20 protein-coding genes, 1 tRNA gene, 2 pseudogenes and 1 riboswitch are annotated in these 20,187 nt (G+C 59.0%); of the genes and pseudogenes, 7 read left to right on the top strand and 16 right to left on the bottom strand.

All coding sequences use genetic code 11. From position 1 onward, the window contains the following. Positions 1–96: 96 nt before the first annotated feature. Entirely contained in the window at positions 97–702 is a 606-nt protein-coding gene (locus BFP90_RS27025) for an RNA polymerase sigma factor (protein WP_083203145.1), read from the bottom strand. A 464-nt stretch (positions 703–1,166) separates the two neighbouring features. Here BFP90_RS27025 and BFP90_RS03395 point away from each other — a divergent pair, with 464 nt between their 5' ends. Then, complete coding sequence (locus BFP90_RS03395) at positions 1,167–2,786, top strand: methyl-accepting chemotaxis protein (RefSeq protein WP_065892570.1); 1,620 nt, start codon at positions 1,167–1,169, stop codon at positions 2,784–2,786. Positions 2,787–3,409: 623 nt separating this feature from the next. Here BFP90_RS03395 and BFP90_RS03390 read toward each other — a convergent pair. Continuing rightward, complete coding sequence (locus tag BFP90_RS03390) at positions 3,410–4,210, bottom strand: GNAT family N-acetyltransferase (RefSeq protein WP_065892575.1); 801 nt, start codon at positions 4,208–4,210, stop codon at positions 3,410–3,412. Positions 4,211–4,429: 219 nt separating this feature from the next. Between BFP90_RS03390 and BFP90_RS29020 the strand changes: the two are divergent. Next, a pseudogene (locus BFP90_RS29020) lies at positions 4,430–4,546 on the top strand (hypothetical protein); the annotation flags it as partial. A gap of 354 nt (positions 4,547–4,900) precedes the next feature. Here the strand turns inward: BFP90_RS29020 and BFP90_RS03385 are convergent. Genes BFP90_RS03385 through BFP90_RS03365 form a run of 5 tightly spaced genes read right to left on the bottom strand, consistent with a single transcriptional unit; the run spans position 4,901 to position 9,660 of the window. After that, positions 4,901–6,928 (bottom strand): LTA synthase family protein, encoded by a 2,028-nt coding sequence (locus BFP90_RS03385; RefSeq protein WP_065894976.1) that lies wholly within the window; start codon positions 6,926–6,928, stop codon positions 4,901–4,903. After that, positions 6,928–7,512 carry a hypothetical protein gene (locus tag BFP90_RS03380; protein WP_065894975.1) on the bottom strand — a complete coding sequence of 195 codons (585 nt, stop codon included), beginning with the start codon at positions 7,510–7,512 and terminating at the stop codon, positions 6,928–6,930. The genes BFP90_RS03385 and BFP90_RS03380 overlap by 1 nt, the downstream gene beginning before the upstream one ends. Beyond that, positions 7,512–8,798 carry a sialidase family protein gene (locus BFP90_RS03375; RefSeq protein WP_065894974.1) on the bottom strand — a complete coding sequence of 429 codons (1,287 nt, stop codon included), beginning with the start codon at positions 8,796–8,798 and terminating at the stop codon, positions 7,512–7,514. The genes BFP90_RS03380 and BFP90_RS03375 overlap by 1 nt, the downstream gene beginning before the upstream one ends. A 50-nt stretch (positions 8,799–8,848) precedes the next feature. Next, positions 8,849–9,394: a cytochrome b/b6 domain-containing protein gene (locus BFP90_RS03370; RefSeq protein WP_065894973.1), complete on the bottom strand. Its 546-nt coding sequence runs from the start codon at positions 9,392–9,394 to the stop codon at positions 8,849–8,851. Then, positions 9,394–9,660, bottom strand: a complete 267-nt coding sequence (locus BFP90_RS03365; protein ID WP_065894972.1) for a PepSY domain-containing protein — start codon at positions 9,658–9,660, stop codon at positions 9,394–9,396. The genes BFP90_RS03370 and BFP90_RS03365 overlap by 1 nt, the downstream gene beginning before the upstream one ends. Before the next feature lie 158 nt (positions 9,661–9,818). Between BFP90_RS03365 and BFP90_RS03360 the strand changes: the two genes are divergently transcribed. The 4 genes and pseudogenes from BFP90_RS03360 to BFP90_RS29010 all read left to right on the top strand — a co-directional run. Further along, positions 9,819–10,481, top strand: a complete 663-nt coding sequence (locus BFP90_RS03360) for a response regulator (RefSeq protein WP_065894971.1) — start codon at positions 9,819–9,821, stop codon at positions 10,479–10,481. Next, a complete protein-coding gene (locus tag BFP90_RS03355) occupies positions 10,478–11,863 on the top strand; it encodes a sensor histidine kinase (protein WP_065894970.1) in 1,386 nt (461 codons plus the stop codon). Before BFP90_RS03360 ends, BFP90_RS03355 begins: the two co-directional genes overlap by 4 nt. A 52-nt stretch (positions 11,864–11,915) precedes the next feature. Continuing rightward, positions 11,916–12,087: riboswitch (yybP-ykoY riboswitch) on the top strand. Between the two features lie 5 nt (positions 12,088–12,092). Then, positions 12,093–12,656, top strand: coding sequence for a manganese efflux pump MntP (gene mntP, locus BFP90_RS03350; RefSeq protein WP_065894969.1), 564 nt, complete (start codon positions 12,093–12,095; stop codon positions 12,654–12,656). A gap of 28 nt (positions 12,657–12,684) precedes the next feature. Then, positions 12,685–12,792: pseudogene (locus BFP90_RS29010) on the top strand (glycoside hydrolase family 19 protein); the annotation flags it as partial. A 396-nt stretch (positions 12,793–13,188) separates the two neighbouring features. Here the strand turns inward: BFP90_RS29010 and BFP90_RS03345 are convergent. Then, a tRNA-Ser gene (locus BFP90_RS03345) sits at positions 13,189–13,279 on the bottom strand. Between the two features lie 152 nt (positions 13,280–13,431). On the opposite strand from BFP90_RS03345, the gene BFP90_RS03340 reads away from it, so the two are divergent. Then, the gene (locus tag BFP90_RS03340) at positions 13,432–14,103 is read left to right on the top strand and encodes a Bax inhibitor-1/YccA family protein (RefSeq protein ID WP_053256786.1); all 672 of its coding nucleotides are present in this window, start codon (positions 13,432–13,434) and stop codon (positions 14,101–14,103) included. 70 nt (positions 14,104–14,173) lie between these two features. On the opposite strand, the gene murB is transcribed toward BFP90_RS03340, so the two are convergent. The 8 genes from murB to BFP90_RS03300 form a co-directional block, all read right to left on the bottom strand. After that, a complete protein-coding gene (gene murB / locus BFP90_RS03335) occupies positions 14,174–15,193 on the bottom strand; it encodes a UDP-N-acetylmuramate dehydrogenase (protein ID WP_065895950.1) in 1,020 nt (339 codons plus the stop codon). After that, on the bottom strand, positions 15,190–15,654 hold the full coding sequence (locus BFP90_RS03330) for a low molecular weight protein-tyrosine-phosphatase (RefSeq protein ID WP_065894967.1): 465 nt from the start codon (positions 15,652–15,654) through the stop codon (positions 15,190–15,192). The genes murB and BFP90_RS03330 overlap by 4 nt, the downstream gene beginning before the upstream one ends. Then, the gene (gene kdsB, locus BFP90_RS03325) at positions 15,654–16,418 is read right to left on the bottom strand and encodes a 3-deoxy-manno-octulosonate cytidylyltransferase (protein WP_065895949.1); all 765 of its coding nucleotides are present in this window, start codon (positions 16,416–16,418) and stop codon (positions 15,654–15,656) included. Before kdsB ends, BFP90_RS03330 begins: the two co-directional genes overlap by 1 nt. Continuing rightward, the gene (locus BFP90_RS03320) at positions 16,415–16,600 is read right to left on the bottom strand and encodes a Trm112 family protein (RefSeq protein WP_003174668.1); all 186 of its coding nucleotides are present in this window, start codon (positions 16,598–16,600) and stop codon (positions 16,415–16,417) included. Before BFP90_RS03320 ends, kdsB begins: the two co-directional genes overlap by 4 nt. Positions 16,601–16,624: 24 nt before the next feature. Then, the gene (gene lpxK, locus BFP90_RS03315; protein ID WP_065895948.1) at positions 16,625–17,635 is read right to left on the bottom strand and encodes a tetraacyldisaccharide 4'-kinase; all 1,011 of its coding nucleotides are present in this window, start codon (positions 17,633–17,635) and stop codon (positions 16,625–16,627) included. Beyond that, positions 17,635–18,063, bottom strand: a complete 429-nt coding sequence (locus BFP90_RS03310) for an ExbD/TolR family protein (RefSeq protein ID WP_065884989.1) — start codon at positions 18,061–18,063, stop codon at positions 17,635–17,637. The genes lpxK and BFP90_RS03310 overlap by 1 nt, the downstream gene beginning before the upstream one ends. After that, a complete protein-coding gene (locus tag BFP90_RS03305; protein ID WP_065894991.1) occupies positions 18,060–18,695 on the bottom strand; it encodes a MotA/TolQ/ExbB proton channel family protein in 636 nt (211 codons plus the stop codon). Before BFP90_RS03305 ends, BFP90_RS03310 begins: the two co-directional genes overlap by 4 nt. Before the next feature lie 109 nt (positions 18,696–18,804). Then, on the bottom strand, positions 18,805–20,187 hold a 1,383-nt coding region (locus tag BFP90_RS03300), incomplete at its 5' end, for a DNA internalization-related competence protein ComEC/Rec2 (RefSeq protein ID WP_065895947.1).

Below are 20,187 nucleotides of genomic sequence, written 5' to 3'. Positions count from 1 at the left end.
CAGGGTTAGCAGCCCTTCCTGGAAACTTGAAGGCGTCTATGAAAATAGGGGCGATTCAATCAGCCATCCAGACCGTTGGAAAAATCCTCCTAATGCTCACATATCAAGAGCGGACTGGTACTTTGCTATTGCAGAAAAAACCTTTAAACGAGCTCGGTGCAATAGCACTCTTACGTTAGTCAGCGATATCCCAAGAAGCGTAGAAATTTCGTTTAGATCCAACCCAGAGCGCTCCCTCAATATCAATACGCTCCTCTGCAATTGCGGTAGAGTCTCGAGAGCAATGTTGATGCGAGCATATAGCTCGGATTCGCTCAGAAGCGCTTCAGGGCTATCTTCATGCGATATCACGGAAGGAGTGTAGGAATAATCACCTACGACTAAAACGCCTCCTCCCTCAATCCACGAGGTACATGGAATACAATTCGACTCACTTCGCCGAGCTTTATATCGGCACTTCGCCGTATTGGACGTGACGGCCATCATCCAGGTTCTTAAGCTAGATCGTCTCTGAAATTTGCCTATGCCTTTCACAATCGCTAGCCATGCCTCTTGCACTACGTCATCTGCATGGTGCCGCCCCACGATTCCATAAGCTATGGCCTTCATGGCTCCCTGATGCGTGCACACCAAATCACGATATGCGTCTTGTTCTCCGCGCAATAGGCGGTCCAAAAAATGAGCGTCATCCTTGGCGTTCATGGCAGTACCTAACTGTGGTCGTATCATGATCGTAGCTGTCCTTGGCAGAGATGACGGTTCGGATCATGAAATACCTAACCGCTCATCGCACTGCACCGCTTGCTAATCTCGAATACTCATCGCACTCGAGCCCTCAAGAGCACATACGGATCAACCCATTCACTAGATGCACAGCGAAGATAATTAAATGTGGAAGGAGTGAAGCGCCGCTACTTTTCAAGACGCATGCGGCTGGCAGCTGCTGGCCGATCTCTGCCTAAGCCCACCGTCAGCTTTGGGTCGTGTAGCGACGGTATCCCTCCCGCCGCCAGCATAGGCAGAAACCGGCCAAAAGCAGCTGCTCATAGGTGTCTAGGAAACTAGGGACCATTCACTTCACCTTTCGACGACTTGCTTCAAGTTTTCTGCTTTGAGTCGATAGCCTGTGGAGTATCTCAATAATCATTGGAAAGCAGGAACGTTGTATGCGCCTCAGAAACCTCAATTTAGCTCCACGAGCTGCCCTGTTTTTCGCTTCAATCATCGTTCTTGTTTTTGTACTCGGCGTATTCGCAGTCCTGCAAATGGGCAAGCTTAGGGATGCCGAAAAAGACGTTGAGCTCAATTGGATGGCCAGTATCCGACAAACGGCTTTGATGGACAAAGCGACACTTCGCCTGAGGCTTGAGACCCAGCGAGCCATTGCCGATCCTCAATCCATTCAAAAGAACATTGAGAGCTTCGCCGGCTATCGCAAGGCGTTCACCGATGCGGTGGCAAACTATGATCCTCTGATAGCGAGTGATAAAGAGCGCTCGTTTTACACACCGGTAAAAAACAGCGCCGATGCATATTCCAAACAACTGGATATTCTCGAACCATTTATGAGGCAAGGTGACATCGCCACAGCGGTCAATCTGGTGAGTACAGGCATTCGCCCGCTCACGAATACAATGGAGCAGCAAATTAAAGACTTGACCGACTTTAACAACGAAGGCGCAGCGCAGGCTGGGCAAACCGCGAGCGATCTCTATAGCAATGGTTTTTGGCTTGTTATCGGGCTTATAACGGGCGTGGTCATTTTGACGGCTGGGTTGGCTTTAGTGCTCACGAAAAGTATTACCTCTCCGATTAACGATGCCCTGTCTGTGGCAGAGCGTATCGCGGCTAGTGATCTCTCCAAGGAGGTATTGGTCAGCGGTACTGATGAGGCTGGGAGACTGTTGAAAGCTCTGGCGCAGATGCAGGCAAACCTGCGTGCCACAATTATGCAGATATCCGATTCTTCCACCCAGTTGGCCTCAGCTTCGGAGGAAATGACGGTGGTTACTGAAGAGTCAAGCCGGGGCCTTGTTTCCCAGAACGATGAAGTCAATCAGGCTGCAACAGCGGTCACAGAAATGAGTGCGGCAGTTGATGAGGTCGCTCGCAACGCGGAGTCAGCTTCCGAAGAGTCAAAGCGTACCCAGGGTTACACTGAGGTAGGTTTGGCGCGGGTGGCTCAGACGTTAAAGTCAATTCAAAAGCTGAACGGTAACGTCGAAAACACAAGCCAACAGATTCAAGGGTTGTCAGATCGTGCCCAAAGCATCACTAAAGTTGTCGAGGTGATTCGGGCAATTGCAGAGCAAACCAACCTGTTGGCGTTAAACGCCGCTATCGAGGCCGCGCGAGCTGGCGAGCAAGGTCGTGGGTTTGCAGTGGTCGCTGATGAAGTAAGGGCATTAGCCCACCGCACCCAAGTGTCGACTCAGGAAATTGAGCAGATGATTGCTGCTATTCAGAGTGATTCCGACCTAGCCGTGAAGGCGATGAATACAAGCAGAGACCTGGCCACCGAATCTCTTGGTGTCGCCCAAGAGGCCAGTACCTCACTGGATCAAATATCAACGGGCATTATTCAAATTAACGAACGCAACCTAATGATCGCGACAGCCTCTGAAGAGCAATCTCACGTCGCTAGGGAAGTTGATCGAAACCTGATCAGCATACGTGAACTTACAATACAGAGTGCTGCTGGAGCCGCGCAAACAGCGAGTGCGTGTGGTGAGATGTCAAAGCTAGCGGTTAACCTGAATCAGTTAGTTAACCGATTTGTTGTGTGACAAAGGCTTTTTGGGGGCGCTGATGGCTAGCTTCAGACTAGCCACTCAATGACAGGTTGAGTAGCCTAATTGATGCAATCGTCGCAACACCAGGCAGTTCCTATAAACCAAACTTCCGCCTTTGGCCGACTGCTGCCCTTCGCGGAAGGCAGCTTAGGATCGCATACGACCGCAGGGAAGCCAGCTAAACGATCCGTCCGATGATGGATTGGACGTAGTCCTCCCCAAAACCGCCACTAGCCCTGCTTTCGAGGCATTGAGCGGCTGTTCTCGTAGCAATTTCTAAGCAAGCACCAATTTACCAGGCCGCTGCTATGCTTAGACCATTAAAGGAAAGATTGTGAACTATGGACATAGCCACAGAGCAGTCATGGTCTGCTGTTGACTCTGATCTCTGATGTCCATACTTCACCTCCATTTTCCCGCGAAAAATCTAGGGGGTGCCCATACGTCATTGCATTGATCCAACCCTCTATTAGCTGCATCGCGTTTGACCTTTTTTCAGCTGACGTCCCTAAGCACTTGCGCATATGCGTAATTGCATGGACTTGACCGGTTGTTTGCATTGACTTGACCAGCACACTGGTTAGCCTTGACCGGCAGAAATCGGCCAAGAGCAGACTTCAGCTATCTACCAGGCGATATAGCGCTTGAGCGTGGGATGTCGCTAGCCCTGTACGCTGCAAATTTCGGCGACTTTGCGAGCTGGGAAGCGCGGTTGCGGCGATCACAATACTGCCGTGTTTTTTTGCTTGCTCTATCCGATGAGATATCAGGGCTCCATGGTAGCCCTGGCCTCGTGCATTTTTTCGGGTGGCAGCCGTCCCAAGGTAGGCAACTCCATTGCAGGCCAGGTACATCAACGCTCCTGCCACGACCTTTCCATCAGCCTTAAGAACGTAGATTTTCAGACGTTCATTTGTCATCAGTCCTGCTAACGAAGCCTGGCTCAACTGAAGATGCTCTGGCTTGGTATGAAATCCACTCGCATGCACGGCTGCGAACTCAGGAAGCGTTTGTGAGGTGGCTTCTTCGATTTCGAATGAGTGGTGATTCAAGACCACATTTTCGATGGTGCACGCGAGTTGCAGATGCGTCCACCCCCTCAGACGCTCCAGCCGCTTCTCACCCACCAAAGCGTACTGTTCCAAAGTCGAGGCCTTTCCGATAAGAGGCGTTACTGTCGAATACTCTGCTGATTCCTTGAGCAAGCTCAATAGTGACTTGGGTCTGTCGGTACTATCGCCGTAGATGCGATTGAGCATCGGGCTAGGTGATGCCTTCACCTGAAAGCATGGAAAAGCTTCGTTGAAAAACACACGAGCACCAAAAGGGTTTCCACTTATCCGAGACAAACTCTCGACGCGGGCACACAAATACTCGCTTTCTGCGGCCTCAATCGCATGAGCCATTCCGGCATTCATGTGCATAGTCCTTATTGCGTGATGTCCCAGAAGGGTAACGGCAAATTCAACAATACACACCTCCAAACACACAGCTGGTAGATAACCTGCTCCGGTGTCCCTTTGGGATCGATAACTGCCTGTCGCGATGGGCTGCAATCGGCCAGTAGCGGTCGTTCTTGACTGCATTTCCGGTTAATTACAGACCAGGAATGTGTCTGGAAAACTGGGGGCGATTCAGTTTTCGTCGATGAACTCGACCTTGACCAGCTGGGTTCCGAGGGTGTCGCCCCGGCTGAAACAGGTCGGCCCGCCTACCATCCTGCCGACCTCCTGAAGATCTACATCTACGGTTACTGAGATCTGGTGTGTAATGTCCTGGCTGGCAGATATCCATTAGCAGAATTTCTGCTTTGCTGAACGCAAATCCAGGCTGGTAGATCAACTCCAAAACGCCCTGGGTGAACACTTGTTCCACCGAGTCTACGAGAAAGTCCCCGTCCAGTCCGTCCTTAAAGCCCTGCGCATTCAGCCGCGCCTTGGCGGCCTGTTCCTCTGCAGACTGTTGGAATGGATATGTCACTCAGCTTCACCCCAAGCCCTGGCCCAAGAACTGGGGCCAAGGACGTAGAAAGATGCCCCTTTGGCGTCCACCACATTCAAGAACTGACGACATGATGGCTGCTTTGAAGCTCGGGTTGGGGCCACGCCTCATCGCACATTGCGGTACAACATCAACCGCGCGCTTTCATGCAGGCCTCTGGTCAATTCGACCAGACGCTGGAACTCATCGGGGTTTTGCCCGGCCACGTTGTCCAGGGGGGTCAGGGAGCGCAGGTCGTGCAAGGTCGGCGCACTGCCGTCATGCTGCATCTGTAACAGATAATCCTGGGTGACCCCGCCGATCAGCGGGAAAGTGCCCTCGCGCAAGACCAGCGGTACCACACGCTCGCCCTCCGGGGCCGGTTGCTGTATATCGCGCCCCATCGCCCCATTGTTGAACGCAACGCCCACCATCCCCGCGACCGTCGGCAACAGGTCCGCCAGCCCCACCGCCTCCTCGATCACCCTGGGCTTGAGCAAGCCCGGGGCGTGAATCAGCATTGGCACGTGGTTGCTTTCCAGGCCCAGTTGCTCGAAAGCCGGCGGCATATGGGGTATCTGGCTGATACGGGTGTTGTGGTCACCAAAGAACACGAAAATCGTGTTGTCGTAGTAACCACCCGCCTTGGCCATTTCCATCAACTTGCCGATATTGAAGTCCAGTAGGCGCACCGCGTTGTACTGTTCGACACTGCGTGAGCCGGCGGCTTGCACTTGCTCCAGGGACAGGTTGCTGCGCTTGAAACCGTCATTGTCCCGAGGAATGGTGAACGGGCGATGATTGCCCGCCGTCTGGACATAGGCAAAAAAGGGCTGGTCCCGCGGCAGTTCCCGCAGGATCCGGTCGCTTTCCTTGAACAGATCCAGATCGGAAATGCCCCATACATCGACTCGAGGTGACTGCCAGTGGCGCTCTTCATACAAGCGCACGCCGTCGATGCTCTGCTGGATCAAGGCATTGATATTGGCCCATCCGGCATTGCCGCCAATCATGTACAGCTTCTGGTAATCGGTGAAGGCATTGATAAGCGTGTGCTGGCTTGTGATCAGGGGATGGCGGGTCGCCGTTTCCTGGCGCGTGACATCCGGGACGCCGGTGATACTCGCCCACACGGTCTTTGCGGTGCCAGTGACCGGCACGTAGAAGTGTTTAAAGAACCAGCTCTGGGTCGCCAGCCGGTCGAGGTTGGGCGTCGGGTCTAGAGGGTTGCCATATGCGCCGACCGCACTGGTGCCCAGGGATTCGAGCATCACAAACATCACGTTCGGCGTTGCGTCCAGGCGATACGGCTGCACTGTTTGCCCACGCTCGAACGTCAGGCTCTGCGGATCGGGGCGGTCCACCCCCAGGTAGTGGGCAACCACTGGGTAATGCTCACGCACCTGTGGCTCATCGAACTGCGCCTGGCCGGCCTTGAGTGTGTCGTAGAAAAACAGCACCGGGTTCAGGCCCAGTGCCGCGATCTTGCCGTTGCCAGAGAAAAACGCATCGCTCCAGCGCAGTGGTACCGGGTTTTGCAGGTTGAGACTTTCCACTCGCCCAAGCAGCGCCAACAGCACAGCGATCAACCCCAGACCGCTGCCGAACGCCAGTGAAGCGCGTCGAATGGCCCGGGGTGGACGCCCCAGTGTCAGGCGTTCCAACCTCACAAAAGCGCAGAACCACACACCCAGCACCAACAACCAGGCAAGGGCGATCCACAGCACCGGATAGGTCTGCCAAACCATCTGCTGCGAAATTTGTGCGTCTTCCAGGTAGCGCAACACGCTGGCGTTAAGCCGCACCCCAAGATAGGCGTAATGGCCGAAGTCGATGATGTACACCCAGCCGACGAAGCCCAGCGTCAGCAGCCAATAGCCCCGTGCCACAACGCGCAAGCCCGCAACGCGCACCAGGTTCCAGCGCGGCATCCACGCTAGCACCGCCAACGGCAACACCAGCAACACCGCCAGGCGCAGGTCGAAACGCAAGCCGATGCCCAGGGTGTCGAGCAACTGCCGGTTATCAGCGAACTGCGCCGGATCGATGCCGGAAAACCCCAGCACAAACACCAGCCGCAGCCCTGCAAACAGCAAAAACGCCAGACCTATCGCCCCTACGCCATAGCGCAGGCGCCGCGATTGCAACCAACCCATTATTGACCTCTATGTAGTTTGACGCTCTTCACGCAGAGCACGCTGCCCGCCACCAGGCAATAGCCCCCCAGCAGTGGATCGATCAGGTAGTCCCAGTAGTTTTCCGACGCTTTCAGGCGTAACGCAAAGGCCAGTGTGCCGAGCGCGAGCATCCACACGGCCAACTTATTGCGCAGCCACAACAGCCCCAAGGCGAGCAGCGCAACCAGCACAATCATCGGCCTTGGATTGAAGCCCCAGCGATAGGGATCAAAGTAAGTCAGGCCCATGGTGGCCGGGTACAACAGCGCCGCTAGCAGTCCGAACAGCAGCAGCACCTGAGCGCGCGCCCGAGGTGCTTGTGGCTCGAGCAGCCCCAGGCGCACCAGACTTACCCAGCCCAGCAGTACCAAGGTGCTGATTGCCAAATCATCGGTAAAACTGCGCACGTAGGCCGCCAGCGGCAGGTCATTGAGGGGGATAAAACTGAACAACGCCAACCCTGGCAACAGCCACGGGCGCCAGGACTGCAGGTAACGCAGCGACCCGAGCAGGACAAAACCGAGGAGGATGAAGGTCAAATGAGCCTGCCATAGCAACAACATCACAGGCGCTCCGCCAGCCAGGCTTCGTTGAAGCTGACATGTTTGATAAAGGTGTTATTCCATGAGTAGACCAGGTGATACACGCCGTCCTGTCCACGGCTGAAATATGGGTACTCGTACTCGAAATCACAGCCCCTAGGCTTGCACACCCGGTAATCCAGGTTACTGAGGAAACGCTGCTCCAACGGCAAGCGCCGTGCGCCGCTGGAGGCCCGGAAGCCGGCGCCGATGATCGCCTTGTAGGCCTCGGGGGCGAAGGGTTGGCCAAGCGGATCCGGTGATTGATCCAACTCGATTACATTGCGCCAGTCATTGAGGTTCGCGTCGGTGCCATACAGGCTGAGTTTGAAGCGCCCGTCACGCAGGTCATTGAGCGCCACCAGCAAGCCGTTATCGGCAGTGCCGACCGCGGCCAGGGATGAGTTGGGATTGGCCGGTTCAAGAGGGTAAGGCTCACTCCAGGTCTGCCCGGCATCATCGGTGCGGCTGGCAAGCACGCGATGATGGGTATCGCCGGCATAACGCAGCATCGCCACCGCGCGACGTTCGTCCAGGGGCACGATGGTCGGCTGCAGCGAATGCTTGCCCCGGCTGATGCGGAATTTATCAATCACCGCACCATCGGCGCTCAGGTACAGGTATTCGGAAAACTTACCCATGAGTTCGTGATAGACCGGCAAGCCAATCGAGCCGTCGGCATGAAAAACCGGCGCCGCACGCACCAGGGTGCTGACGTTGAAAAACGGTGAGGTGATCAGTTGCCGTGGCGCCGACCAACTGCGCCCCAGGTCTTCGGACACCATCACATTGATCGCGCTGGTCGCCCAGCCCCCCACCGACACCGATACATAGAACATCCACAGGCGCTGATCGGGCGCGAGGGCAATCACCGGGTTGCCTAGCTTGCGGATGTAGCGCCCGGTGCCATCTCGGGTCGACTCGCGGGTCGCCAACACATGCTCGGCGCCCCACTCCGTGGTCTTGGCGTCGAACCGCGCAGTACGGATCTGCACGTCGGCGGCGCCTTCACGCGAGCCGGCAAACCACACGGCCATCAAGTCGCCGCCCGGCAGTGCGGTAACCGACGACGAATGCACAAAGTCATCCAGTTGCGAGGACACGAACCGGCTGTTGTAGACCGGCTCGGCGCTAGCGGCCAAGGGCGCGGCCGGCCGGGCGAAAGGCGCCAGGACATGGGCCGGATGACTGCGCCAGGCCGCCCAGAAGACCAGGCATAGCGCCAGGCTGGCGAGAATGAATTTCAAGCGAAAAGACAGCACGCGCATAGTGAGCTCATGGCAAATGCAGGGTGGGGAGTAGAGATAAGACAGCGGTGTCAGTGCGCAGAATCATCCGGCAACCGACGCCGGCGACCGGTCAGCATCGATAACGGCAGGTTGTCGCGTACCTGGAAGCTTTCAAACACGGCCGCTGCGATATGCAAGCACACCAGCACCAGCAGGCCATTGACCGCAGTTTCATGCACTTGCAGCGGCCAATCGGCGCCCCATAAGGCATCGACCTCGTCCATGACCCAACCGCTCAAGCCCGCCGTCAACATCGCCAGGAGCATCAAAATCATCACCAATGCACCCAACGGCGAGTGACCGAGGCGATGCTCCGGGCGCCTGGTGTGCAGGGAACGCACATGGGCGGCGAGCCTTGCCGGGGTCGGCCAGAAGTCCGCCCAGCGCGCACTGCGTGGCCCGACAAATCCCCACAGCAGCCGTACCAGCAACCAGCCCATGGCGTAATAGCCGAGCCAGACATGCCAATCGTCGCCGCCCTCAGTGAAGAAGTAGTTGGCGACAAAGACCCCGGCGATGGACACGTGAAACAGCCTCACCAGCGGGTCCCACAGTGCTATGGAGTTGCCTGGCATCAGCCCTTGATCTCGGTCTTGACCGCTTTGCCGCTGACCGGGTCGTGGTAGATCTCAACCTTGCGCTTGTCCTTGTCGAACCCGTAGATCTCATAGCAGTTGCCATCGGTGATCTTGAACTTGCTGATCTCGTAGCCCTGGGCTTTCAACTGGTCCTGGAACGCCTGCGGGTCTTGCCATTGCGCGCGCTGCTCCGTGGTGCATTGCGGTCCGGCAAGGGCCAGGGGGCTGGCAACAATCAGCGACAACAACAGAATTTTGCGCATGGTGACACTCTCGCTCGTTGAGGAAGGTCTCACTGTGCAAAACCAAGCTTAATGAAGTCTTAGCTGGTAATGAGTGGTTACATGTTTCTCGTCGCCCGGCCTGCCACGCCCGTCTCGGCAGCGGCATGATGCCGCCGATATCACATCGGGAATACACCATGCGCCTATTGTTGGTCGAAGATGATCGGGCCCTCGGCCAAGGCATCCGCGTCGCCCTGAGCAGCGAGGGCTACACCCTGGACTGGTTGCACGACGGCGCCAGTGCGCTGCATGCGTTACGCAGCGAAAGCTTCGATCTGCTGCTGCTCGACCTTGGCCTGCCGCGCCTCGACGGCCTGGCCCTGTTGCGTCAATTGCGCGATCGGCAACAGGACCTGCCGGTATTGATCCTGACCGCCCGCGACGGCACCGCCGAACGGATTGCCGGGCTGGATGCCGGCGCTGACGACTACCTGATCAAACCCTTCGATGTCGACGAACTCAAGGCCCGCATCCGCGCCTTGCTGCGGCGCAGCCAAGGCCGCGCGCAGCCACTGCTGGAGCATGCGGGCGTGTGCCTGGATCCGGTCGGCCAGCAGATCACCTGGCACGGCAACCCGGTGGTGGTGACGCCGATGGAGTACCAGTTGCTCCATCAACTGTTGTCGCGCCCCGGCAACGTGGTGACCCGCGAACGCCTGTCCCGGGCGTTGTATGGTTGGCAGGAAAAGGTCGAGAGCAACACCCTGGAAGTGTTGATCCATAACCTGCGCAAAAAACTTTCGACCGAGCTGATCCGCACGGTGCGCGGCGTCGGGTATGTGATGGAGCTCAAGCCATGACCTCGATACGTACACGCATTCTGGTGCCGGTGCTGATCCTCGTTCTGCTGGGCGATGTGCTGATCAGTTGGCTGGTGCTGCGCGACAGCCACCACGAGATCGAAGAAGTGTATGACGCCCAGCTCGCGCAAAGTGCGCGCCTGCTGCAAGGTGTGCTGGCACAACGTGCGCCGGGGGACAACGATTGGAACCGGCTCTACCAGGCCTTCGACGCAGCCATGAGCCGCGTGGGCGACACTGGAGCAGCGCACCCTTACGAAACCCGCCTGACATTCCAGGTGTGGCGCACTGACGGCCAATTGCTGGTGCGCTCGGCCGAAGCCCCGGAACTGAAGGCACCACCGGCGACCCTCGGCGCCCACGACCTGATGGACAACGGCCACGACTGGTGCGCCTTCCTGCTCAAGGACCCACAGCAAGGACTGCTGATCTGGGTGGGCGAGCGTGATGACATTCGCCAGGACCTGATCCAGCGCATCGTCGGCCATACGCTGTGGCCCAGTGTGATTGGCGTGCCGCTGCTGGCCACCTTGATCTGGCTGACCATCGGCTGGGGGTTGCAGCCGTTGCGCGCAATGGCCCGTACCATCCGTGGACGCACTACCGAAACCCTCAAACCGCTCAACCTGCGCCCCCTACCCCACGACCTCGAACCCATGCAGACCGCGCTCAATCGCCTGTTGCAACAGATCGACAAGCTGCTGGCGCGAGAACGACGTTTTATCGCCGATGCCGCCCACGAGCTGCGCACGCCTCTGGCGATCCTGCGGATCCATGCGCAAAACGCCCAGATGGCCGGCACCCCACAGCAACGGGAGGAAGCCCTGGAGTTTCTGGTCAGCGCCGTCGACCGCGCCACGCGCATCGCCAGTCAGTTGCTGACCATGGCGCGTATCGAGCCGCGCCTGGCCAACCCCGAGCGATGCGAAGTGGAACTGACCGAGCTGGTGCGGGAGGAACTGGCCGAACTGGCACCCCTGGCGCTGGCAAAGGATATCGAGCTGACCCTCGACAGCGACCACCACTGCCTGGTCAAGACCGACCCCATTGCCCTGGCCATCGCCCTTCAGAACCTGGTGACCAACGCCCTGAACTTCGCCCCGCCTGGCAGCGAGGTCAGGGTCCAAGTACAACCGCAGGGCTGCGGGGCGGTGTATATCAGCGTCGAGGATGCCGGCCCCGGTATCGATGAGGGTGAATATGCGCGCCTGTTCGAGCGCTTCTACACCCAGGGGCACGGCAACGGCGCCGGGTTGGGACTGGCGATCGTGCAGATGATCGTCAGCAAGATCGACAGCAGCTTGCAGTTGTACAACCTGCCCCAGGGCGGGCTATGCGCTGAACTGCGGATCAACCAAGGCGCGCCGCTTCATTCAAGTTGAGCGGCTTGCTGGCGGGTTTTGACGTTTTTTTCATGTTTGCCCGCATAAGATCCCGGACCTCGTTGGGGAGTAGCCTGCTTGCGAGTCTTTCGCAAGCGTTCGTATCAACATTCTCGGCAACCTGCCGTGGTACGAACACCTTTTGGTTGGTGAGACCAGCGACACATCCATGCCTAAAGTCGGGCGTGTGGTTGTGTCGTTGACTCATAGCCCGACTGGAAGATCACCCGTGAATCCTGTTTCCCTCATTTTCTTGGCCCTGGCCATGTCCACGGATGCATTTGCCGCTGCTATCGGCAAAGGTTCCAGTCTGCACAAACCACGCTTGACCGAAGCACTGCGTACCGGCCTGATCTTCGGCGTCATCGAAGCCATCACTCCGATTATCGGCTGGCTGATCGGCCAAGCCGCAACACGCTGGGTGGCAAACTGGGATCACTGGATCGCCTTCACCTTGCTGGTGCTACTGGGCCTGCACATGATTCACAATGGTCTCAAACACGAAGACGAGACCGAGGAGAAAAGCGGCCAGCACTCCTTTCTGGTCCTTGCCGTCACCGCGTTCGCTACTAGCATTGATGCCCTCGCGGTCGGAGTCGGCCTGGCGTTTGTCGATGTGAATATCTGGGTGGCAGCAGCGGCCATCGGCTTAGCAACCATGACTATGGTCACCATCGGCGTGATGCTCGGACGAGTCCTAGGAACAGTGTTCGGTAAACGAGCAGAGATCGTAGGCGGCGTTGTATTGATGATCGTTGGTGCAACTATCCTGTATGAGCACTTGGCCGTCTGATCAACCCACGCGTGTCACTGAGCAGTAACTGCTGCAAATCCTCCCCAATGCCCGCCCAGTTGCGGGTATTTTTTGGCCTGCGCTGAACCGCGCCATGGCCCGCCACAAGATAGATAGCCCGGTGCGCGTGGCCGCGTGTCAGTCCAACTCGCCGCCCCGGGTGGTGGCAGTAGGGTGCACACTCCGTCCTTAAAGCCTGCGCTTTGCGCTCGCGCTGCGACAAGGCAAGGTTGCAGTCACCGCAGAACGCACTGGATCAGGGAACCCTACGCTCGCAGCAAAAATAGGAGGGTTTCAGTTTCGTGACATTTGGCCCAAGGCCGCATCGGAAATCGCCGATATCAGCGACGCAAGTCTACTGTTGGGCCATACAGGTTTACAGGCGACTGGCGCCACCGCTAAACCCTCAAAATAGGCAAAGTTTCGGAACGCCTACCCGAAAGTTTCGGAACCCCTCTCAGAAACCGACTGTGCCTATCCAAACCCCCGGAAACGCAAAAGCCCCGCAATAGCGGGGCTTTCGTGTAAAACTTGGCGGGAAACCAGGGATTCGAACCCTGGGAACGCTATTAACGTTCGCCGGTTTTCAAGACCGGTGCATTCAACCACTCTGCCAATTTCCCTTGTGCATCACGGGATTATAGTCGCTCATCCCGTCTCAGCGGGCGCCATAATACCCGAATGAAACACACTGTCAAACTCTCTGCATAGCTTGTTACAGAGCGTCTGTTATGATCTTTGCGACTGAACGTTTCAAAACTGAAGGAGTGTCGCCATGCGCGAACAGAATTACGCAGTGAATGGCAACGCGCAGGCTGAGCAGCTTGAAGTCAGCCGCGTGTTGCGCAATACGTACGGCCTGCTCGCCCTTACCCTCGCATTCAGCGGCGTGATGGCTTACGTGGCCCAGCAGATGCGCGTCGGTTATCCGAATATCTTTGTCGTGTTGATCGGCTTCTATGGTCTGTTCTTCCTGACCAACAAGCTGCGCGACTCGGCCTGGGGCCTGGTGTCGGCGTTTGCCTTGACCGGTTTCATGGGCTTTATCCTTGGCCCGATCCTTAACCGTTACCTCGGCATGGCCGGCGGTGCGGAAGTGGTCAGTTCGGCATTTGCCATGACTGCCTTGGTGTTTGGTGGCCTGTCGGCGTACGTGCTGATCAGCCGCAAGGACATGAGCTTCCTGGGTGGTTTCATCACTGCAGGCTTCTTCGTGTTGCTGGCGGCGGTGGTAGCCGGCATGTTCTTCCAGATCAGCGGTTTGCAACTGGCGATCAGCGCAGGTTTCGTGCTGTTTTCCTCGGTGTGCATCCTGTTCCAGACCAGCGCCATCATCCATGGTGGTGAGCGTAACTACATCATGGCGACCATCAGCCTGTATGTGTCGATCTACAACCTGTTTATCAGCCTGTTGCAGATCTTCGGCATCATGAGCCGTGACGACTGATTGTCAGCGCTATAAAAAATGCCCCGTATCGTGAGATACGGGGCATTTTCATTGGTGGGGCGGTGGACGCTCAGTACCTGTTAGGTTCCATCTCAAGCTCGACCCCGAAGCGCTCGGCAATGTCCTGCTGGATACGCAGCGCCAGGTTGGCAATATCCCGCCCGGTGGCTGAGCCGTAGTTCACCAGCACCAGCGCTTGCATTTTATGCACGCCGGCATCGCCATCACGAAAGCCCTTCCAACCCGCCTTGTCGATCAGCCAACCGGCGGCGAGCTTGCATTGCCCGTCTGCCTGAGGGTAAGCCACCAGGTCCGGATACTGGCTTTTCAGCTCGGCAGCCACGGCCTGGGGCACCAAGGGGTTTTTGAAAAAACTGCCGGCATTGCCCAGCTCTGCCGGGTCCGGCAATTTTTCGCGGCGAATACTGCAGATCGCCTGGCTCACATCCTTCGGTGTGGCCTCGGTGATGCCCTGCGCGGCCAGGCGCTGTTGCACCGGGCCGTAATCGAGTTTCAGGTGACTGGCGCGGCTCAGGGCAAAGCGTACCCGCAGGATCAACCAACGCCCGACTTCATGCTTGAACAGGCTGTCGCGGTAAGCAAACTTGCATTCGTCCAGGCTGAAATCCCGCAGCTCGCCCGCCTGGCGATCCAGCGCCGTGAGGCCGGCAAACACGTCCTTGATCTCGACGCCGTAAGCGCCGATGTTTTGCATCGGCGCGGCACCGACCGTGCCGGGGATCAAGCTGAGGTTTTCCAGGCCGCAAAAACCCTGTTCCAGGGTCCACGACACAAAGGGGTGCCAGGCTTCGCCCGCCTCCGCTTCAACCACCACGTACACGCCATCATCGTGCAGCACGCGAATGCCCTGGGTCGCCATGCGCAACACCAGGGCGGGCACGTCCCGGGTCAGCAGCAGGTTGCTGCCGCCGCCGATCACCAACAGCGGCACACTGTGCGCGTCGGCGTAGGCCAGGGCCTCATGCACATCGGCATCACTGCGGGCCTCGGCAAACAGCTGGGCGCGTACGTCGATGCCAAAACTGTTGAATGGCTTGAGCGATACCTGCGCTTGTACGTGCAAGGTCATAGCCGGCCCTTCAATTCGATCACCAATGAATCACAGGCGCGCTCGATCAGGTCCAGCACCCGGTCAAAGCCTTGTTCGCCTTCGTAGTAAGGGTCTGGCACCTCGTCCACTTCGCCGTCGAAGCGGCGCAGGAACAAATCCAGCTGCGCCTTGCCCTGCGCAGGCTGCATGGCTTTGAGGTTGCGCAGGTTGCTGTGGTCCATGGCCAGGATCAGGTCATAGCGCGCAAAATCAGCGCGGCTGACCTGTTGGGCACGCTGGGCTGACAAGTCATAGCCCCGCGCCAGCGCTGCGCGTTGGCTGCGCAGGTCCGGTGGGTTGCCGATATGCCACTCCCCGGTCCCCGCCGACGCCACCTCAACCTGATCGGCCAGGCCGGCTTCGCGCAACTTGTGGCGCAAGACGCCTTCGGCGGTGGGCGAACGGCAGATATTGCCCAGGCAGACAAACAGGACTTCCATCAAGCCCCCAGCAGGCGACGGACGCGCTCAAGGTCTTCCTGGGTATCGACGCCTGCAGGCGGTGCTTCCAGCGCATCGCCCACGTGGATACGCACGCCGTGCCACAAGGCCCGCAGTTGCTCCAGGGATTCGGTGTTTTCCAACCAGCACGGGCCCCAGCTGACGAAGTCATGCAGGAAACCGGCGCGATAGGCGTAGATGCCAATGTGGCGGCGGTACGGCACGCATGGCGGCAGTACGCCGGGGTTGCTGGCAAAGGCGTCCCGCGCCCAGGGCAGGGTCGAACGGCTGAACGTCAGGGCCAGGCCGTTGATATCGCTGACCACTTTCACCACGTTCGGGTTGAACAAGGTTTCACTGTCTTCGATCGGTTCGGCCAGGGTCGCCATGCGCGCCTCGCCATGGGCCGCCAGATTGGCGGCGACCTGGTCGATGACGCTGGGCGGGATCAACGGCTCGTCACCTTGCACGTTCACCACGATGGCGTCGGGCGCCAGGCCCAGTTGCGTCGCCACTTCGGCCAGGCGATCAGTGCCGGAATTATGGTCTTCGCGGGTCAGCACCGCCTCGGCGCCGAAACGGTTGCAGGCTTCGATGATGCGCGGATCGTCAGTCGCCACCACCACCCGCTCAGCGCTGCTTTTGCAGGCCTGTTCCCACACCAGTTGGATCATCGGCTTGGCGCCGATCATTTGCAGCGGCTTGCCCGGCAGGCGGGTCGACGCATAGCGCGAAGGAATCACCACGGTAAAGGCGGTAGTCATTTATCCAGGCGCTCATCGGTGGTCAGGGTGCGCGCTTCGCTCTCGAGCATCACCGGAATGCCGTCACGGATCGGATAAGCCAGGCCGGCACCTTTGCTGATCAGCTCGGTTTTATCGGCGCTGAGCTTGAGCGGGCCTTTGCAGATCGGGCAAGCAAGGATGTCGAGCAATTTGGTGTCCATGGGTATGTCCTGGAAATAAACGGTTTAAGGCAAAACACGGTTGGGCAGCAGGCGCATCAGTTGTGTGTCGAACCAGGCGACAAACGCCGGCGACGGCAGCGCATCCACCGCAAGGTACCACCAGTCGGGCCGGGCGAAGGCGCGGCACTTCACCGCGTCCTTTTCAGTCATGACCAGCGGCCAATGCGGTGTGAAATCCAACACCTGGGCACTGTAGGGCGCGTGGTCGGCAAACGCATGGGGGATCGGCTGCCAGTGTAGCGTTTCAAGGGTATTGAAGAAACGTTGCGGATTGCCGATACCAGCAACTGCGTGTACCTGCTGGCCTGGCGGAAAGTAGGTAACCGGCTGCCGCTCGCCACTGTGCAGGTTGATCAGCGCCGCAGGCGCAAGGCCAAAGGCAAAGCCGTCTTCGCGGTCCTCGGCAGCACCGTTATAGAGCAGCGCATCCACGCTGTGCAGGCGCTCGACCGGCTCGCGCAACGGCCCGGCCGGCAGGCAACGGCGATTGCCCAGGCCACGGGCGGCATCGATCAGTACCAGTTCGAGATCGCGGGCCAGGCGGTAGTGTTGAAGACCGTCGTCGGAAAGGATCAGGTCCAGGGTTTCGCTGGCCAACAGCGCTTTCACCGCGCGGCTGCGGTCCGGATCGATCATCAACGGGACACCGCAGCGCTGCACGATCAGTAAAGGTTCGTCGCCGGCCACGTCGGCACTCTGATTGGCCTCGACTCGCCAGGGCAACTGTGGCGGCTTGGCGCCATACCCCCGACTGACCACGCCCACGCGCAGGCCACTGCGGCGGCAGTGCTCGATCATCCACAGGATCAGTGGCGTCTTGCCCGTGCCACCGACGGTGATATTCCCCACCACCACAACGGGCACCGGGGACCGATAGATAGCGCCCTCGCCCGCCAGGAAGCGCGCGCGCTTGCGCTGCACGACCCGGCGATACAACGACTCCAGCGGCCGTAACAGCACGAGCGCCGGATGGCCCTCATACCAGGCCTTGAGCAAACGATCGGACATGGCCATCAGGGTGGGCTCGCCGCCTCGACGGTGGTCATGCGCAGATGACTGAAACCGAGCTTGCCGGCGGCGTCCATCGCGGTAATCACAGCCTGGTGCTGGGTCTTGCCGTCGGCACTGATCGACAGTGGCAGGCTGGTATCGCCGCCGGATTCCTTCTGCAGGGCTTGCATCAGGCTGGCCAGGTCGTTTTTCTCCAGCAACTGGTTGTTCACCGAAAACACCCCATCGGCGCTGATGGCAATGTCCAGTTGCTTGACCTGCTGGTCTTCGGCCGGCGAGCCGCTGACGGCTTCGGGCAAGTCGACGCGCAGCTGGGTTTCCCGGGTGAACGTGGTGGTGACGACAAAGAACAGCAGCAGGATAAACACCACGTCGATCAGCGACGCGAGGTTGATATCGACATTTTCCCGTTGCTTGCGGCGAAATTTCACACTTTGCCCTCGACCAGGTCCACATCACGGTCGCCCTGCACCACTTCCACCAGCTTGATGGCTTCCTGTTCCATGCCGACCACCAGTTCATCGATGCGCCGTTGCAGGAAGCGGTGGAAGAACACCGAAGGGATACCCACCATCAGGCCCGCGGCCGTGGTGATCAGTGCTTTGGAAATACCACCGGCCAGCACGGCGGCGTTGGTGGTCATGCCCGAGCCCATGAACGAGCTGAAAATATCGATCATACCCAGCACCGTGCCCAGCAAACCGAGCAGCGGCGCCATGGCGGCGATGGTGCCGAGGGCGTTGATGTAGCGCTCCAGTTCATGGATCACCCGTGCGGCGGCTTCCTCGATGCACTCTTTCATGATCTCGCGGCCATGCTTGGAGTTGGCAAGGCCGGCGGCAAGGATTTCACCCAGCGGCGAATTGGCGCGCAGCTCTTTGAGCTTCTCTTTGTCGAGCTGCTTGTTCTTGATCCAGCCCCAGACTTGCCCCAGCAGATGCTCGGGGGTGACGCGACTGGCGCGCAGGGTCCACAGGCGTTCGGCGACGATGCCGAGTGCGGCGATGGAACTCATGATGATCGGCAACATCATCCAGCCGCCGGATTTGACCAATTCCCACACAGTGAATGCCCCCTCGAAAAAGTGCGCCACTTTATCATATAGGTTCGGCGGCAGGGTTCGTTGGCCGCAGACCAGGCTGTCGCAGCCTGCGGTGTTTGGTAACGCCGGATTACGGCAACGGTTCGCGCCAGAACCGGGGTTGACTGCGCGCAACAATGGCGGGCTGGAAGGCGCCCAACTGAAAGCGCACGGCCCCGTGTTCGGCGCTATCGTATAGTCGGCTGCCCTGGGCCTGATAGCGCGCGACCACTTGCGCATGAGGATGACCGAAGGCGTTGCCCCGCCCTCGGGAAATCAGCACCGACGTGGGGGCGAGCCGCTGCACAAAGGATCGGGATGACGAGCTGCGACTACCATGATGGGGCGCTTGCAGCCAATCGGTTGGCACCGCCAGCGGCGTATCAAGCAAGGCGCGCTCCGCTGCGCTGTCGATATCGCCGGTGAGCAACAGCCGTTCACCCTTGGCCTGCACCTGCAACACACAGGACTTTGGATTGCCACTTATGGCGCCGGACCACTGCCACAACGCGAAAGACACACCATCCCACTCCCACCGCTCGCCACTGATACAGGGCCCGGTCCCGAGAAATGCCGGCAACCCCTCGGTTTCGCCGCCTACCACGCGTGCGATGGGCAGACCACGGGCTATCGCTGCCGCGCCACCGGCGTGATCGGCATCGGCATGGCTCAGCAGCAGCATGTCCAGCCGCTGTACCCCGAGCTTTTTCAATGACGGCAAAACCACGCGTGCGCCCAGATCGACCGCCCCGGAACGCGGACCGGCATCGTAAAGCAGCGCATGATTGCGGGTGCGCAGGATCAGCGCCTGCCCCTGGCCAACATCCAACTGCACCACCCTCACCTCCCCGTGGGGTACCGACTCCCTGGGAGGAAACACCGCCAGCAACAGCATGGGCCAGCCCAGCAACCGAAACGGCACCCCCTTGGGCAGTAGCAGCATCAGCGCGCCTACCAGGCTGACCAGCCAGTACACCAGCGGCACCTGGGCTGGCGTCCAGGCCGGCAACTGCCCGGCCAGCAGGGTCAGCACGCTGAACCACCCCTCCAACGCCCCGCCGGCCAACCAAAGCAGGCCGTCACCGATCACCGGCACCCACAATAGCACCGTGCCCAGCAGCGCCAGAGGCAACACCACCAGACTGATCCAGGGTACGGCGAACACATTGGCCACCGGCGCAGTGAGGCTGATGGGTAAACCCAGCACCAGCAGGATTGGAAACAGGCCGATAGCAATCAGCCACTGGGGACGCGTCCACGCCTGCCAGAGACCCCAGGGGCCCAGCCGTCCACCGAACGTCAGGATCAGGACCGCAACCGCCGCAAATGACAACCAGAAGCCCGGCTGCAGACTGGCCAGGGGTTCAAGCAGCAGTACGCCATTGAACGCCAGCAATAACGGCCACCACGCGCCCAGATGTCGAAAGCGCAGCCGCCACAGCAACACCAGCCCGACCATCACGCAGGCCCGCTG

Source organism: Pseudomonas sp. 24 E 13, assembly GCF_900004715.1.
GTDB classification, from domain to species: domain Bacteria; phylum Pseudomonadota; class Gammaproteobacteria; order Pseudomonadales; family Pseudomonadaceae; genus Aquipseudomonas; species Aquipseudomonas orientalis_A.
Note: the sequence above shows the minus strand (reverse complement) of the source record. Positions and strands in the feature narration are given on the sequence as shown.

Bases quoted from the DNA above. Each gene is read 5' to 3' on its own strand.
- BFP90_RS27025 (WP_083203145.1), bottom strand. From the start codon at position 702: ATGAACGCCAAGGATGACGCTCATTTTTTGGACCGCCTATTGCGCGGA.
- BFP90_RS03395 (WP_065892570.1), top strand. From the start codon at position 1,167: ATGCGCCTCAGAAACCTCAATTTAGCTCCACGAGCTGCCCTGTTTTTC.
- BFP90_RS03390 (WP_065892575.1), bottom strand. From the start codon at position 4,210: ATGAATGCCGGAATGGCTCATGCGATTGAGGCCGCAGAAAGCGAGTAT.
- BFP90_RS03385 (WP_065894976.1), bottom strand. From the start codon at position 6,928: ATGGGTTGGTTGCAATCGCGGCGCCTGCGCTATGGCGTAGGGGCGATA.
- BFP90_RS03380 (WP_065894975.1), bottom strand. From the start codon at position 7,512: ATGTTGTTGCTATGGCAGGCTCATTTGACCTTCATCCTCCTCGGTTTT.
- BFP90_RS03375 (WP_065894974.1), bottom strand. From the start codon at position 8,798: ATGCGCGTGCTGTCTTTTCGCTTGAAATTCATTCTCGCCAGCCTGGCG.
- BFP90_RS03370 (WP_065894973.1), bottom strand. From the start codon at position 9,394: ATGCCAGGCAACTCCATAGCACTGTGGGACCCGCTGGTGAGGCTGTTT.
- BFP90_RS03365 (WP_065894972.1), bottom strand. From the start codon at position 9,660: ATGCGCAAAATTCTGTTGTTGTCGCTGATTGTTGCCAGCCCCCTGGCC.
- BFP90_RS03360 (WP_065894971.1), top strand. From the start codon at position 9,819: ATGCGCCTATTGTTGGTCGAAGATGATCGGGCCCTCGGCCAAGGCATC.
- BFP90_RS03355 (WP_065894970.1), top strand. From the start codon at position 10,478: ATGACCTCGATACGTACACGCATTCTGGTGCCGGTGCTGATCCTCGTT.
- BFP90_RS03340 (WP_053256786.1), top strand. From the start codon at position 13,432: ATGCGCGAACAGAATTACGCAGTGAATGGCAACGCGCAGGCTGAGCAG.
- murB (WP_065895950.1), bottom strand. From the start codon at position 15,193: ATGACCTTGCACGTACAAGCGCAGGTATCGCTCAAGCCATTCAACAGT.
- BFP90_RS03330 (WP_065894967.1), bottom strand. From the start codon at position 15,654: ATGGAAGTCCTGTTTGTCTGCCTGGGCAATATCTGCCGTTCGCCCACC.
- kdsB (WP_065895949.1), bottom strand. From the start codon at position 16,418: ATGACTACCGCCTTTACCGTGGTGATTCCTTCGCGCTATGCGTCGACC.
- BFP90_RS03320 (WP_003174668.1), bottom strand. From the start codon at position 16,600: ATGGACACCAAATTGCTCGACATCCTTGCTTGCCCGATCTGCAAAGGC.
- lpxK (WP_065895948.1), bottom strand. From the start codon at position 17,635: ATGGCCATGTCCGATCGTTTGCTCAAGGCCTGGTATGAGGGCCATCCG.